This window comes from Cellulomonas sp. KH9 (genome assembly GCF_900114185.1).
In the GTDB taxonomy this organism is placed as follows: domain Bacteria; phylum Actinomycetota; class Actinomycetes; order Actinomycetales; family Cellulomonadaceae; genus Cellulomonas.
The window spans coordinates 968,166-982,671 of sequence record NZ_FOSE01000001.1 but is presented as its reverse complement, the minus strand read 5'-3'; the positions used below and the strand labels follow the sequence as shown (position 1 = coordinate 982,671).

Here is a 14,506-nt window from a genome sequence, read left to right as displayed (position 1 = left end):
CACGGCTCACCGTGCTGGCCCCTCGCCGCGAGCCGCGCCGCCCGGCGGCGGCACGTCCCCCGCCGCACGGAACGGCCGGACCTCGACGCCCGCGGCGTCCAGCGCGGCGCGCACGGCCGTCGCGATGGCCACGGCTCCGGGGGTGTCGGAGTGCAGGCAGAGCGACAGCGCGTCGACGCGGACGACCGTGCCGTCGACGGCCGTGACGGTCCCCTGGACCGCCATCTGCACGGCGCGGGCGGCAGCGGCCTGAGGGTCCGTGACCAGGGCACCGGGCCGGTCACGCGGGACCAGCGTGCCGTCGGGCGCGTACCCACGGTCGACGAAGGCCTCGGTGACGACGCGGAGCCCGGCGGCGCGCGCGACCGCGTGCACGCGGGAGCCCGGCAGGCCCAGCACGGCCAGTGCGGGGTCGACCGCGAGCACCGCCTCGACGACGGCGCGGGCCTGCGCCTCGTCGTGCACCACCGCGTTGTAGAGGGCACCGTGCGGCTTGACGTGCGTCACGCGTGCACCGACCGACCGGGCCACCGCAGCGAGCGCGCCGAGCTGGTGCGCGACCTGGGCGCGCAGCAGCTCGGGCCGGACGTCCAGACGGCGCCGGCCGAACCCCTCGCGGTCGTCGTACGACGGGTGCGCCCCCACGGCGACGCCGCGCGCCAGCGCCGCCGCGCAAGTCGCGGCCATCGTCGCGGAGTCACCGCCGTGGAACCCCGCGGCGACGTTCGCGCTCGAGACGAGGGTGAGCAGCGCGTCGTCCGCCGACGGCTCGAGACGCCAGGGCCCGTCCCCCTCGCCGAGGTCCGCGTTCAGGTCGATGACACGCACACCGCGATCCTCCCCCACCCCGCCTCCGACGACGCCCCGCCCCACCGGCGGGCCCGCCGCCCGGCGGTCACCGACAGGGGCGGGCGCGGCGCGGCGCGCGGGTCGCACGCTCCCGGGCGGGGTGCAGCGGGTGCGGGCGACAGGGGTGGGAGGATCGGGGGGTGGGGCCGGGCGAGCTGTTCGACGTGCTGCTCGCCGGTGGTCGGCGGGCGGACAGGGCGACCCACGTGCGGCACCTGCCCGCCCGGGAGGGCGCCCGCGCCGACTGGCCCGACTGGGCCGACCCCGACCTGGTGCGGGGCTACCGCGTCCTCGGCGTCGAGCGACCCTGGGAGCACCAGGTCGACGCGGCGGACGCGGCGTGGTCGGGCCGTCACACGGTCCTGGCGACGTCGACCGGGTCGGGCAAGTCGCTCGCCTTCTGGTTGCCGGCGCTGTCGGCCGTGCGTCGCGGGGCCGCCGGGACGCTCCTCGACCCGGGGCGCATCGAGACGGCCCGTCGCCGCCCCACCGTGCTCTACCTCAGCCCCACCAAGGCGCTCGCGGCCGACCAGCTCGCGGGTCTGGAGCGGCTGCTCGTCGCGTCCGGGACGCGTGACGTGCGCGTCGCGACGTGCGACGGCGACACGTCGCGTGACGAGCGTCGCTGGGTCCGCGAGCACGCGGACGTCGTCCTCACCAACCCCGACTTCCTGCACTTCGCGCTGCTCCCCGCGCACGCACAGTGGTCCCGCCTGATGTCGTCGCTCGCGTTCGTCGTGGTGGACGAGTGCCACGCGTTCCGTGGTGTGTTCGGCGCCCACGTCGCGCTCGTGCTGCGGAGGCTGCGTCGGCTCGCCGCGGCGTACGGCACGGCACCGGTGATGGTGCTGGCGTCCGCGACGACGTCCGACCCCGCCGCGAGCGCCGCACGGCTCCTGGGCGTGGCCGCGCAGGACGTCCACGCCGTCACGGTCGACACGTCGCCGGCGGGCCGCAAGACGTTCGTGCTGTGGCAGCCGCCGGAGCTCCCGGGCAGCGGCGGGCCGTGGGCGTCGCTGCTGCCCGACGAGGACCCCTGGGCGACGGTCGTCCCGGTGCCGCGGCGCGACCTGCACGCGGCCGACCCCGGGGACGACGACACCACGCCCGACGTCCTGACGTCCGGCGGCGCGACCCCGCCGGACCTCACCGCGCAACCTGTCGTGCCCGAGGTGGCCGAGGGCACGGGGCCGTTGGGCACCGGTGAGGACCTCGTCGCGCTGCCGCGGGACAACCCGCGGCGGACGGCCACCGCCGAGGTGGCGGACCTGCTCGCCGACCTCGTCGCAGCGGGTGCCCGGGTGCTGGCGTTCACGCGGTCGCGGCGCGGTGCGGAGTCCGTGGCTGCCGCGACCCGCGACCACCTGGGCGCGGTCGACCCGACGCTGCCGTCGCTGGTGTCGTCGTACCGCGGTGGTTACCTGCCGGAGGAGCGCCGCGCCCTCGAGCGGGCCATCCGGGCGGGTCATCTCCGGGCGCTGGCGACCACCAACGCCCTCGAGCTCGGTGTCGACATCTCCGGCCTCGACGCCGTGCTGATCGCCGGCTGGCCGGGCACGCGGGTGTCGTTGTGGCAGCAGGCGGGCCGCGCGGGCCGCGCCGGCGCCGACGGGCTCGTCGTCCTGGTCGCCCGCGAGGACCCGCTCGACACGTACCTCGTGCACCACCCGGAGGCGGCGCTCGACGCCCCGGTCGAGGCCACGGTGTTCGACCCCGGCAACCCCTACGTCCTCGCGCCGCACCTGTGCGCAGCCGCGGCGGAGCGTCCGCTGCGCGCGGAGGAGCTGGAGCTCTTCGGTGACCGCGCGCTCGGGCTGCTCACGGAGCTCACCGAGCGCGGCATCCTGCGTCGACGCGTCTCGGGGTGGTACTGGACCCACGCCGAGCCCGCCAGCCGCATGACGGACCTGCGGGGCGCGGGCGGTCAGCCGGTGCGCGTGGTCGAGACGGCGACGGGACGCCTGCTGGGCACGGTCGACGCGGCCTCGGCCGACGCCACCGTCCACCCGGGCGCGGTGTACGTGCACCTCGGGGCGACCTACGTGGTGGACGAGCTGGACATCGACGACGGCGTGGCACTGGCGACCCGGCGGGACGTCGACCACGGCACATGGGCCCGGTGGATCACCTCGACGGCGGTCGTCGACGTCGAGCGCGAGGTCGCCTGGGGTCCGGTCACGTGGTGCTACGGGCAGGTCGACGTCACCACGCAGGTGGTGGGCTACCAACGACGACGGATCCCGGACCTGCAGGTGCTGTCCACGCACGAGCTCGACCTGCCGGCGCGGACGCTGCGGACCACCGCGGTGTGGTGGACCGCCCCGCCGGAGGTCCTGGCGTCCGCCGGGGTGACACTGGAGACCGCGCCGGGCGCGCTGCACGCCGCCGAGCACGCGTCGATCGGGCTGCTGCCCCTGCTCGCGACGTGCGACCGCTGGGACCTGGGCGGGCTGTCGACGGTGGTGCACCCCGACACCGGCCACGCCACGGTGTTCGTGCACGACGGGCACCCCGGTGGGGCGGGCTTCGCCGAGCGGGGGTTCGGGCTCGGGCCGGTGTGGTTGGCCGCGACGCGCGACGCGATCGCCGCCTGCCCGTGCGCGACCGGCTGCCCGGCGTGCGTGCAGTCGCCCAAGTGCGGCAACGCCAACGAGCCGCTGGACAAGGCAGCAGCCCTCCGCCTGCTCACCACCGTGCTGTCCCACGCCACGAGCGCGCCGGCCTGACCCGCGACGCCCCGCCCCTGCTGCCGCGCGCGGCCCGGCCCGGGCGACCTGGTGCGCGGACCCGAGCAGGGCCGGGACCAGCACCTCGACCGTGACCGTGCCGTGCGGTCCGACCGTGCACGCGGCCACGCTCGCCCCGTTCCTGCCGGCCGCCTCCGCCGCCCGGTCGCACGCACCGGTCCCGCCGTCCGCGAGCAGCTGCGCGCCGGCCAGCGCCGCCAGGTCGGCCCCGGTCGCCGCCCGGGCGGCCGCGACGTGCGCCGAGCCCACGAGCCCGGCACCCGAGGCCAGGGCCACCGCGACGGCGACCACCGCGAGCAGGAGCACCGACCCGGAGCCGGCGTCGCGGGCGAGGGCGGGTCGGGCGCTCACGGCTCCACCCGTGCCGTCGCGCTGGCGCGCGCCTGCAGGCCGCCCGACCACCCGGTGAACGGGACGCTGACGTCGACCGTCACCCACCCGTCCTCCCGCCGCAGGTCCACCTGCCCCGCACGGGCACCGAGGACACGGTGTGCTGCGGCGCCCACCTCCGCGTCGGACTCACCGAGGGCCGCGACGCGCGCACCGGTGCGGGCCGCGTCCACGCAGGCCATCCGCGTGATCGTCGCCGCGCCCGTGGCGAGGACGGCGAGCAGGACCACCGCCACGGCGACCAGGCCCACGGCCAGCTCGGCGGTGACGGCGCCGCGGTCACCGCCGACGACCCCGGCACCGGCGGCCGGGGCGGCACCGCGGCGCCGCCGCGTCATCCGCCGAGCGCCTGCCGCACGATCCCCGTGAGCAGGCTCTTCACCTCGTTCCCCTTGAGCACGACCACCAGCACCCCCGCGAACCCGACCGCCGCCAGCGTCGCGATCGCGTACTCGGCGGTCGCCATGCCCGCGTCGCCCGCCCGGGCGTGCACGGCCCGCAGCCGCGCGGCGGTCGATGCCACCACCGTGCGGCTGCGACCCACCGCGGTCCGCGCCCGCGCCGACCGTGACCTGCCCGGGTGACCGGGCGCCTGCCTCGTCGTCCGTCCCATGCCCCGCTGCTCCTTCGCCCTGGACCGGGCCCGCGACGCGGGCCGGGAGCCGGTCGGCTCCTGCGGCGAGCGTGCTCGCACGGCACCTCGCCGCGGGCGCCGACGTGCTGCACCGGTGGACGACCGGCCGCCACGGGCGGCTGTGGGTGGGTGAGCACCGTGTGTTGACCCACCCGGCGCCCACCCGGCCGGCGGTCACCGACCACCACCGAGCAGGTCGCCGGCCAGGCCGACGACCACCGGGACGAGCCCGAGCAGGACGAACGCCGGCAGGAAGCACAGCCCCAGCGGCAGGGTGAGGCGCACGCCCAGCGCACCGGCGGCGGCGCGCACACCCGCGCGGCGCTCACGTCGCAGGCGCGCGGCGGCGGCCCGCAGCTGCGGTCCGGGCGACGCGCCCGCGCCCCGCCCCGCGTCGAGCGCGCGGCCGAGGGCCGCGACGGACGGGGGCACGCCCGCCCACGCGGACTGCCAGGAGGCACCGAGGCCCAGGGCTGTCCCCACGTGCACGAGCGCTCGCCCCTCGGGGCCCGGCAGGTGCCGTCCCGTCGCGACGAGCGCGGTCGGCACCGCCGCCCCGCCCCGCACGGCGGCGGCGCACAGGTCGAGGACGAACGCGGGGTCGAGGACATCCGGGTCGCCGCGGCCGCGGTGCCCGCGACCTGCGAGGTGGAACCGCCGACCGACCGACCGCCGCGGGGCACCACGGCCCCGCGCGGCCGCGCCGCCCGCGACCCGTCGCGGCGCACGCGCGACGACCCAGGGCGACACCGCCAGCAGCACGGCGGCTGCGACGACCAGCCCGACCACCGCCGGGCTCACGGCCCACCTGCCCGACGTACGAGGGCGGCGACCCAGGCGCGCCCGGCGACGACCAGCAGCACGCCGGTCACGGCCAGCGCGCTGCCCGTCCCGCCGTCCAGCAGGACCCGCCACGGCTGCGCCCCCATGGCCGTGCCGACCACCAGGCCGACCACCGGGAGCAGGGTGAGCACCCGGGCAGTGGCGCGCGGGCCGGCCAGCGCTGCCTCCAGGTCGCCGGCGAGCTCCGCGTCGGCGGCCACCGCGTCGGCGAGGTCCGCGAGCACCTCGGCCAGCGGCGCGCCGGTCTCGGACGCGACGCGGGCCCCCGCGACGACGGCGTGGGCCCGCGATCGCTGCCCGCGCGCACCGGTCCAGGCGGTCAGCACGTCGACGTCGGGCACCTGCCCGTCGACCGCGCTGCCCAGCGCGTGCGCCCAGGCGGCACCGGGCGGTGCCCCGGCCCGGAGCTGAGCCGCCACGGCGTGCAGCAGCCCGGCCAGGTCGGGCTCGGGTCCGGACGGACGTCCGCGCCGGGGCCACGGCCGCCGCTCGCCCGGCGGTCGTCCCGGCAGCCGGCACCGTGGACCGTGCGCACGACCTCCGTGTGCCGCGGGCGGTCGGCGCGCTGGCGGGCCTGCCGCGACGAGCACCGCGAGCGCGACGAGCGCACCGGCGAGGGCGCTCACGGGCCGGCACCGACGCGGACGACACCACGGGTGTGCCGCACGGGCGCGCGGCGGGGTGGTCGCGCCGCACCCGGCGCGGTGGAGGTCGCCGCACCGCGGCACGCCCTCACGGCTCGGGGCCGATCCGCTCGGCCAGGCGCTGCGCGCCCGGACCCGTCCGGGTCGCCCCGTCCTCCCCCACCACGACGGCCGGTGTGACGCGCAGCCCGCCGTCCGTGCCGCGGTCGACCACCGCCACCTCCGCGAGGTACCGGCGCCCGGCGTCCGCCCCGCGCCGGACGCGTCGCACGTGGAGCACCGCGTCGACCGCGCTGGCGGCCTGCGCGGCCACGGCCGCACGGTCGAGACCCGCGAGCGCCGCCAGCGCCTCGAGCCGCGCGGGGACGTCGGCCGCGGTGTTGGCGTGCAGCGTGGCGCAGCCTCCCTCGTGGCCGGTGTTGAGCGCGGCGAGGACCTCCCGCACCTCCGCGCCGCGGCACTCACCCAGCACGATGCGGTCCGGCCGCATGCGCAGCGCCTGCCGCACGAGGTCCGCGAGGCCCACGCCGCCGGCACCGTCGACGTTCGCCGGCCGGCTCGTGAGGCGCACGACGTGCGGGTGGTCGGCGACCAGCTCACCCGCCTCCTCCACCAGCACGATGCGCTGGTCGTGCGGCACCAGGGACAGCAGCGCGGCGAGCAGCGTCGTCTTGCCCGCGCCGGTGGCGCCGGACACGAGCACGTTGCTGCGGGAGCGCACCAGCCCTTCGAGCAGCGGTACGAGCGCCGGGACGACGGCCCGCGCCGCCACCAGGTCCGGGAGCGTGAAGGCGCGCCCCCGCACGACCCGCAGGCTCAGCACCGTGCACGCCTCGGCCAGCGGTGGCAGCACCGCGTGCAGCCGGGTGCCGTCGGGCAGCCGGGCGTCGACGGTCGGCGCCGCGTCGTCGAGCCGGCGGCCCGCGGCGGCTGCGAGCCGCACGGCCAGTGCGCGGACCTCCGCGGGCGTGCCGAGGTCGACCGGGGCACGCACCAGCGCCCCGGCACGCTCCACCCACACGTCCTGGGGTGCGTTGACCAGCACGTCGGTGACGAGCGGGTCGTCGAGCCAGGGCTGCAGCGGACCGGCACCGACCAGCTCGTCCGCGACGGCACGGACCGTCTCCGCCAGCGGTACCGGTCCCAGGAGCGTGCCGTGGGCCCGCAGCGCCTCGTCCACCAGCACCGCGAGGTCGGCGGCTCCCGCCGGACGCACCCGCAGGTCGGCGCGGACCCGGTCCACGACGGCGGCGGGCGCGGCGCGCCGTGCGGGTGCGCTGCTCCGGGCGGTCGTGGTGCCGACCCGGTGCCCGCTCGGTACCACGCTCACGCGGTGAGCCCGAGCCGACGGACCACGCGGTCCGCGGTCCGCGCGGCGCGGCCGCGACCACCGGGCCCGACACGCTCGGCCCGCGCCGCGAGCGCACGGTCCGCGGGTCCGACGTGCCAGACCTCCAGCCCGCTCGCCTCGGCCAGGTCCGCGGCACCGAGGCCCGCCGGCCCCTGGACGACGAGCCCGCACCGGGTCCCCGCCGCGTGGAGCCGCGGGCGCAGCGCGAGGCTGCCCGCGACGCTGCGCAGGTCGGGACGCGCGACCACCACCACGGCGTCGCACGCGGCCAGCGGCGCGTCCCCGTCCACGACGTCCGCGCGGTCGAGGTCGAGCACGAGCGCGCCGACCTCGCAGGCGAGCGCGTGCAGGACGTCGAGCCGCACGCCCGCGTCGACGGGTGCCGGGCGCGTCCGGTCGGCCGACAGCACGGCGCACGCTCCCCAGCGCGGCAGCAGCGCGACGACGTCGGCGCCGCGCACGTCCCCGCCCGCGCCCCGCAGGTCCGGCCACCGCGCACCGTCGACGTCCTCGACGCCGACCACCACGTCCAGACCGCCCCCGCCCCGGTCGAGGTCGACGAGCACGGTCGACGTGCTGCGCGACAGCCGCCGCGCGAGCAGCGCCGCGTGCGTCGACGCCCCGACCCCGCCGGCCGCGCCGACCACCCCCACCACCGTCGCCGTGCGTACCCGTTCCACCGTGCCTCCGTCCGGTGCCGGTCCCAGGTCCGGCGTCGGTCGAGCCTGCCGCCGGGGGTGCGCCGGCACGGCACCCCCGGGCACGTCGGTGGACGACGACCCCGGCGGCGGGACCTGTGGTCGGGTCGACGCACCAGACGGTGCCGCGTGCCGGCGCGTCCGGGGCCCCCGTCCACAGCCCCCGCGGCCCGCGCAACATGCCCGACACCGATGCCGCCTACAGTCCGGCGCATGCTGCTCGACCCCGGTACCGGCCCCGTGCGCGCCGCCACCTACCTGCCGTCCACCCCCGAGAACGTGCTGTGGGGCCGGCTGCCGTGCGCCGGCGACGCCCCGGTCCTCACGGTGGACCCCGGCACCGAGGTCACGGTCGACACCCTCAGCCACGAGGGTCTGCTGGAGGACCAGGGCCGCGACCCCCGCGCGTACTTCGGTGCCCACGGGCTCGCGGACGTGCTGTCCGACGCCGTCGCGCTCGCCGCGTCCGCCCACCCGCACGACCCCCTGCACGACGGCCCCCACGTCGTGACCGGGCCGGTCGCCGTGCGCGGGGCACGTCCGGGCGACGTCCTGGCGATCACGGTGCTCGAGACGCTGCCCCGTGTGCCCTACGGCGTGATCTCCAACCGGCACGGGCGCGGGGCGCTGCCGGGCGAGATGCCGGAGGGTGGCGCCGACGTCGTCAGCGTCCTCGCCCGCCTGGACGCGTCCGGGACACGAGCCGTCATGCCGCGCGCCGCCGGCAGCCCCCGCACCGTCTCGTTCCCCGTGGCCGCCTTCCCCGGCATCCTCGGCGTCGCGGTCGCGGGTGACGAGCGTCCGCACTCGGTGCCGCCCGGCGCGCACGGCGGCAACCTCGACATCAACCTCCTCCGGGCCGGCGCCACGCTGTACCTGCCGGTGCAGGTCGACGACGCCCTCGCCTACGTCGGCGACCCGCACTTCGCCCAGGGCGACGGCGAGGTCGCCCTCACCGCGCTGGAGGCCTCGCTGCGTGTAACGCTGCGGTTCGACCTGCTGCCGCGCGCCGACGCCGTCGCCGCGTTCGGCGCGCTGACCGGTCCCCTCGTGCGCACGGCCGAGCACCTGGTGCCTACGGGCCTCGACCCCGACCTGGACGAGGCGCTGCGCAAGTGCGTGCGTGCATCGCTCGACCTGCTGCAGGCCCGGTTCGGCATGGACCGTGCCCACGCCCTGGCGTACCTGTCGGCGGCGACGGACTTCGACGTGTCGCAGGTGGTCGACCGGGTCACCGGGGTCCACGCCCGGATCCGGCTCGCGGACCTGGCGGAGCCCGCGACCGCGGACGCCTCCGCGGGGCCGATCGCCGGAGCCGGCGCATGAGGACGGACCCGCCCGCCGGCCTGCTCGAGGCCTTCCGCGCCTACGAGCGGGCGCTGGGGACCGACGACCTGGACGCCCTCGACCGGCTCTTCGCGCCCGGTCCGGAGACGCTGCGCGGCGACGCGACGGGCCTGCTGGTGGGGCACGAGCGCATCGCGGCCTTCCGCGGGGCTCGCGGCGGTGCCCCGGCGCGCCGGCTGGTCGAGGTGCACGTGCGCACCGTCGACGACGACCACGCCCTCGTCGTCGCCGTCACGGAGCTGCTGCGCGGCGGCCGCGGTCAGCAGACCCAGCTGTGGGAACGGGGACCCACCGGCTGGGTGGTGGTCGCCGCGCACGTGCACACGTCCGCCGTCGCTGCCGACACCCGCGTGTGGCGCGTCCTGGGGGACCCGCTGGTCGCGGGTGCCGCCGCCGGGCCTCTGGCGCGGCGCGCCGTCGCGGTGAAGGACCTGTTCGCGGTCGCAGGTCAGCGCGTCGGCGCCGGCAACCCGACGTGGCTGGCCGGCGCGGACGTGGCCGTGTCGCACGCGACGGCGGTCGACCGCCTGCTCGCCGCCGGTGCGGACGTGCGGGGCGTGGCTCGCACCGACGAGCTGGCCTACTCCCTCGCGGGCACGAACGCGCACTCGGGCACGCCGCCCAACCCCCGTGCCCCCGGCCGGGTGCCGGGGGGCTCGTCGTCCGGCTCCGCCGCCGCCGTCGCGCTCGGGCAGGCGGACGTCGGCCTGGGGACCGACACGGGCGGGTCGATCCGCGTCCCCGCGTCGTACCAGGGCCTGTTCGGGGTGCGGACGACGCACGGCGCCGTCGCGACGACGGGCCTGGTGCCCCTCGCGCCGACGTTCGACACGGTGGGGTGGCTCACCCGCGACGCGGACCTGCTCGCGGAGGTCGGCGACGTGCTGCTGCCGCCCGGGACCACCGACGCCCGGTCCGGGCGGCTCGTCGTGAGCGACGCCCTGCTCGCCGCCGCCCAGGACGACGTGGCCACCCGGGTCGCGGCGTTCGCGGACGCGGCCGGCGCGACACCGACCGACCGGTGGGACGACGTCGACCTCGGCGCGTGGGCCGAGGTGTTCCGGGTGCTCCAGGCGTGGGAGGCCTGGAGCTCCCACGGCGACTGGGTGCGCGCACACCCCGGCGCGCTCGGCGCGGACGTCGCGGGCCGGTTCGCCGTCGCGTCCACCGTGACGGACGCCGCCGGCCGGGCCGCGGGTGCGGCCCGCGAGTCGATCCGCACCCGGATCGTCGACCTCGTCGGCGACGACGTCCTGGTCCTGCCCGCGACACCGTCCGTCGCACCGCGCCCCGACCCCGCCGAGCTCGACGCCGTGCGGGCGGCCACGCTGCGGCTGACGTGCGTCGCCGGCCTCGGCGGTCTGCCGGCCGTGGTGCTGCCGGCGCACCGGGGGACGGGACCGGGTGACCTCCCGCCGGTCGGACGGCAGGCGCCGCAGCCGGTCGGCGTGTGCCTCGTCGCGGCACCCGGACGGGACCGCGACCTGCTGGCGCTCGCCCGCGACCTCGCCACGTCCGGCTGACCCCCACAGGCACCGGCACCTCCACCGGCACCGGCACCTCCACCGGCACCGCCGTCGGCACGGGCACCGTCCGCAGGTATTCACGCTGCTGAAACAACCGTTTCCCTCGGGGACACATCCGGCGCCTACGGTCGGCGCGGGCGAGAGGACACGGGATGCTGCTGCAGGAGTTCAACGCGTTGCCCGCTGCGGACGCGCAGGCCGTCGTGGGCGCCTGCGCCGACGTGCCGTGGTGGGCGGCGTCCGTCGTCGCGGCGCGTCCCTACCGCTCGGTCGACGCCCTCCGGACCCACGCCGCCGAGCAGGCGCTGGCCTGGGGGCACGTCGACGTCGACCGGGCGCTGGCCGACCACCCCCGCATCGGCGAGCGGCACCGCGGCGACGGCCCGACCGCCGCCATGTCGACGCGCGAGCAGTCCGGTGTGGACACCGCCGACGCGGACGTCGCCGCGCGGCTCGCCGCCGGCAACACGCGGTACGAGCGGCGCTTCGGGCGCGTCTACCTGGTGCGCGCCGCGGGACGCAGCAGCGCCGAGGTCCTCGCGCTGCTCGAGCAGCGGCTCACGCACGACGACCTCACCGAGGCCGAGGTCACCGCGCAGCAGCTCCGCGAGATCGCCCTCCTGCGCCTGACGTCGCTCGTGACCGACGCCCCGGCAGGCCCGACCCCGCACGCCCCGCCGCACACCCGGTCGCCGCGCGCCACGTCCGACGCCCCCGCGCCCACGGTCCCCGCGGCACCCGCGACCGTCCCGGCGGGGGACCCGGTCGCATGACGACCTGCTCCACGCACGTCCTCGACGCCGTCGCCGGCCGCCCGGCCGTCGGCCTCGACGTGACCCTGCTGGCCGGTGACGGCACACCCCTCGAGAGGGGCCGGACCGACGCCGACGGTCGGCTGCGCTGGGCCACGGTCCTGGGCGGCGGCCGGTACGGCCTGCGGTTCGACACGGCGGCGTGGTTCGCGGCCGCCGGCGTCCCGACGGTCCACGCCGCCGTCCACCTGGAGGTGCTGGTCGACGCCGACCAGCCGCACTACCACCTGGCTCTGCTGCTGAGCCCGTTCGCCTACACCACGTACCGAGGGAGCTGACGATGGCCGTGGGAGACGTGGTCCTGGGGACCAACCAGTACGGGAAGGCCGAGGTGCGGCTCGTGCGCGTCACGCGCGACACCGCGGTGCACGAGATCGAGGACCTCACGGTCACCACGCAGCTGCGCGGTGACTTCACCGCCTGCCACACCACCGGCGACAACGCGCACGTCGTGGCCACCGACACGCAGAAGAACACCGTGTACGCGTTCGCGCAGGAGCACGGCGTCGGCTCCCCCGAGCGGTTCCTGCTGCGGCTCGGCCGGCACTTCGTCGAGGACTTCGCGCAGGTCACCGGCGGACGGTTCGCCGCCGACGTGCACGCCTGGGACCGCATCGCGGTGGACGGTGAGCCGCACGACCACGCATTCGTCCGCACGGGCCGCGAGACCCGGCGCACCGTCGTGCAGCTGGGCCGCGACGGGGCGCACGTCGTCTCCGGGTTCACCGGGGCCACGGTGCTGAAGACGACGGGCTCGGAGTTCTGGGGCTTCCCCCGCGACCGGTACACCACGCTCGGGGAGACGAAGGACCGCGTGCTGGCGACGTCGGTGACCGCCTGGTGGCGGTGGGCGAACGCGGACGTGGACTTCGAGACCCGCTACCCGATCGTGCGCGACCTGCTGCTCTCGACCTTCGCGCAGGTGCACTCCCTGGCGCTGCAGCACACCATCTTCGCGATGGGCCGCGCCGTCCTCGAGGCGTGCGACGACGTGGCCGAGGTGCGGCTGTCGTGCCCCAACAAGCACCACTTCCCGGTGGACCTCGAGCCGTTCGGGCTCGAGAACCACAACGAGGTGTTCTACGCCGCCGACCGCCCGTACGGCCTGATCGAGGCTGCCGTGCACCGCGAGGGCGACGCCCCGGCACCGCACGTGTGGGCGTGCGTCCCCGGGTTCGTCTGAGGGCCGCGCCGTGACGACGACCGCACCCGACGACGCCGCGCGTCCCGCGGCACCGGCACCCGGCACCGGCTCCGCGCCCGTCCGCCTCGTCGCACCCGCCCCCGGCGACCTCGTCGCGGCCGTCCGCGGCCGCCAGGTCCTGGTCGACGGCGCCCTGCGCGCCGCGACGCTGCGCGTCGCGGACGGCCGCATCACCGCGGTCGACGCCTACGACGTCCCGGTCGACGGGCCCGTGCTCACGGCCCCGGACCACGCCTACGTGCTGCCGGGCGTCGTGGACACGCACGTCCACGTGAACGAGCCGGGCCGCACGGCGTGGGAGGGGTTCGCCACGGCGACGCGCGCCGCGGCGCTGGGCGGCGTCACAACCCTCGTGGACATGCCGCTCAACAGCATCCCGCCCACCACCACGACGTCCGGCCTGGCCGCCAAGCGGCGCGCGGCGACGGGTCAGCTCTCGGTCGACGTGGCCCTGTGGGGCGGAGCGGTCCCCGGCAACCTGGACGACCTGCACCCGTTGTGGGACGCGGGCGTCATGGGCTTCAAGTGCTTCCTGTCGCCGTCGGGCGTCGACGAGTTCCCACCCCTGGGACCGGCCGCGTTCGACGCCGCGCTGCGGACCGTCGCGGCGTTCGACGGCCTCGTCATCGTCCACGCCGAGGACCCGGCGGTGCTGGCGGACGCCCCCGTGCGCCCCGGCCGCGTCTACCGGGACTTCCTCGCGTCGCGGCCGCACGAGGCGGAGACAGCCGCGATCGCACGGGTCGTCGCGGGTGCCCGGGCGACCGGCTGCCGCGTGCACGTGCTGCACCTGTCGAGCGCCCGCGCGCTGGACCTGCTCGCCGACGCCCGCGCGGAGGGCCTGCCCGTGACGGTGGAGACGTGCCCGCACTACCTGACGTTCGACGCCGAGGCGATCCCCGACGCGTCGCCGGCGCACAAGTGCTGCCCGCCGATCCGTGACGCGGGCAACCGGGAGGCGCTGTGGGACGGGCTGCTCGACGGCATCATCGACGTGGTCGTCACGGACCACTCCCCCGCGACCGCGCAGGAGAAGCTGCGCGGTGACGGGGACCTGCAGCAGGCCTGGGGTGGGGTCGCCGGGCTGCAGGTCGGCTTCCAGGCGGTCGCCCACGGCGCCGCGGCCCGCGGCATCGACGTCGCCCGGGTCAGCCGCTGGATGGCCACGGGGACCGCGGACCTCGTCGGGCTGCCCCACAAGGGCCGCCTCGCACCGGGTGCCGATGCGGACGTCCTCGTGCTCGACCCGCGGGTCCCGCTGCACGTGGACGCGCGCGCGCTGGCCCACCGCAACCCCATCAGCGCGTACGACGGGGTCGAGCTCTCCGCGTCGGTCACGGGCACGGTCCTGCGGGGGCGCGTCGTGGTGCGCGACGGGGCCGTGACCGCGGGCACCGGCCGCCTGCTGGGGCGGCCGTGACCCGGGGCGCACCTCGGCGAAACCTCGGTGAAACGGCCGTT

The 14,506-nt window shown here is 77.8% G+C and carries 14 protein-coding genes and 1 pseudogene; 7 read left to right on the top strand and 8 right to left on the bottom strand.

Annotated elements, in window-relative coordinates:
- Positions 1 to 6 precede the first annotated feature (6 nt).
- The gene (locus BMZ16_RS04420) at positions 7 to 828 is read right to left on the bottom strand and encodes a LamB/YcsF family protein (protein WP_089798320.1); all 822 of its coding nucleotides are present in this window, start codon (positions 826 to 828) and stop codon (positions 7 to 9) included.
- A gap of 161 nt (positions 829 to 989) precedes the next feature.
- Between BMZ16_RS04420 and BMZ16_RS04415 the strand changes: the two genes are divergently transcribed.
- Positions 990 to 3,575: a DEAD/DEAH box helicase gene (locus BMZ16_RS04415; protein WP_089798319.1), complete on the top strand. Its 2,586-nt coding sequence runs from the start codon at positions 990 to 992 to the stop codon at positions 3,573 to 3,575.
- A gap of 42 nt (positions 3,576 to 3,617) precedes the next feature.
- Here the strand turns inward: BMZ16_RS04415 and BMZ16_RS20025 are convergent.
- The 7 genes and pseudogenes from BMZ16_RS20025 to BMZ16_RS04385 all read right to left on the bottom strand — a co-directional run.
- Positions 3,618 to 3,947, bottom strand: a pseudogene (locus tag BMZ16_RS20025) (Rv3654c family TadE-like protein); the annotation flags it as partial.
- Positions 3,944 to 4,324, bottom strand: a complete 381-nt coding sequence (locus tag BMZ16_RS04405; RefSeq protein WP_255366355.1) for a TadE family type IV pilus minor pilin — start codon at positions 4,322 to 4,324, stop codon at positions 3,944 to 3,946. The pseudogene BMZ16_RS20025 and the gene BMZ16_RS04405, both read right to left, overlap by 4 nt.
- Positions 4,321 to 4,530, bottom strand: coding sequence for a DUF4244 domain-containing protein (locus BMZ16_RS04400; RefSeq protein ID WP_255366354.1), 210 nt, complete (start codon positions 4,528 to 4,530; stop codon positions 4,321 to 4,323). Before BMZ16_RS04400 ends, BMZ16_RS04405 begins: the two co-directional genes overlap by 4 nt.
- 264 nt (positions 4,531 to 4,794) lie before the next feature.
- Complete coding sequence (locus tag BMZ16_RS18885; RefSeq protein WP_255366353.1) at positions 4,795 to 5,421, bottom strand: type II secretion system F family protein; 627 nt, start codon at positions 5,419 to 5,421, stop codon at positions 4,795 to 4,797.
- The gene (locus BMZ16_RS04395; protein ID WP_304441037.1) at positions 5,418 to 6,053 is read right to left on the bottom strand and encodes a type II secretion system F family protein; all 636 of its coding nucleotides are present in this window, start codon (positions 6,051 to 6,053) and stop codon (positions 5,418 to 5,420) included. Before BMZ16_RS04395 ends, BMZ16_RS18885 begins: the two co-directional genes overlap by 4 nt.
- 142 nt (positions 6,054 to 6,195) lie before the next feature.
- A complete protein-coding gene (locus BMZ16_RS04390; RefSeq protein WP_369822489.1) occupies positions 6,196 to 7,431 on the bottom strand; it encodes a TadA family conjugal transfer-associated ATPase in 1,236 nt (411 codons plus the stop codon).
- A gap of 2 nt (positions 7,432 to 7,433) precedes the next feature.
- Positions 7,434 to 8,138 (bottom strand): CpaE-like family protein, encoded by a 705-nt coding sequence (locus tag BMZ16_RS04385; RefSeq protein WP_255366350.1) that lies wholly within the window; start codon positions 8,136 to 8,138, stop codon positions 7,434 to 7,436.
- Positions 8,139 to 8,369: 231 nt separating this feature from the next.
- Here BMZ16_RS04385 and BMZ16_RS04380 point away from each other — a divergent pair, with 231 nt between their 5' ends.
- From BMZ16_RS04380 to allB, 6 genes are all read left to right on the top strand, one after another.
- Positions 8,370 to 9,482, top strand: coding sequence for an acetamidase/formamidase family protein (locus BMZ16_RS04380; RefSeq protein WP_177199583.1), 1,113 nt, complete (start codon positions 8,370 to 8,372; stop codon positions 9,480 to 9,482).
- On the top strand, positions 9,479 to 11,026 hold the full coding sequence (locus BMZ16_RS04375; protein WP_089798316.1) for an amidase: 1,548 nt from the start codon (positions 9,479 to 9,481) through the stop codon (positions 11,024 to 11,026). Before BMZ16_RS04380 ends, BMZ16_RS04375 begins: the two co-directional genes overlap by 4 nt.
- Positions 11,027 to 11,181: 155 nt before the next feature.
- On the top strand, positions 11,182 to 11,802 hold the full coding sequence (gene uraD, locus BMZ16_RS04370; RefSeq protein ID WP_089798315.1) for a 2-oxo-4-hydroxy-4-carboxy-5-ureidoimidazoline decarboxylase: 621 nt from the start codon (positions 11,182 to 11,184) through the stop codon (positions 11,800 to 11,802).
- Positions 11,799 to 12,119, top strand: a complete 321-nt coding sequence (gene uraH, locus BMZ16_RS04365; RefSeq protein WP_089798314.1) for a hydroxyisourate hydrolase — start codon at positions 11,799 to 11,801, stop codon at positions 12,117 to 12,119. The genes uraD and uraH overlap by 4 nt, the downstream gene beginning before the upstream one ends.
- A gap of 2 nt (positions 12,120 to 12,121) precedes the next feature.
- Positions 12,122 to 13,024 (top strand): factor-independent urate hydroxylase, encoded by a 903-nt coding sequence (gene pucL / locus BMZ16_RS04360; RefSeq protein WP_177199582.1) that lies wholly within the window; start codon positions 12,122 to 12,124, stop codon positions 13,022 to 13,024.
- A gap of 10 nt (positions 13,025 to 13,034) precedes the next feature.
- Positions 13,035 to 14,465: an allantoinase AllB gene (gene allB / locus BMZ16_RS04355; protein ID WP_089798313.1), complete on the top strand. Its 1,431-nt coding sequence runs from the start codon at positions 13,035 to 13,037 to the stop codon at positions 14,463 to 14,465.
- Positions 14,466 to 14,506 lie beyond the last annotated feature (41 nt).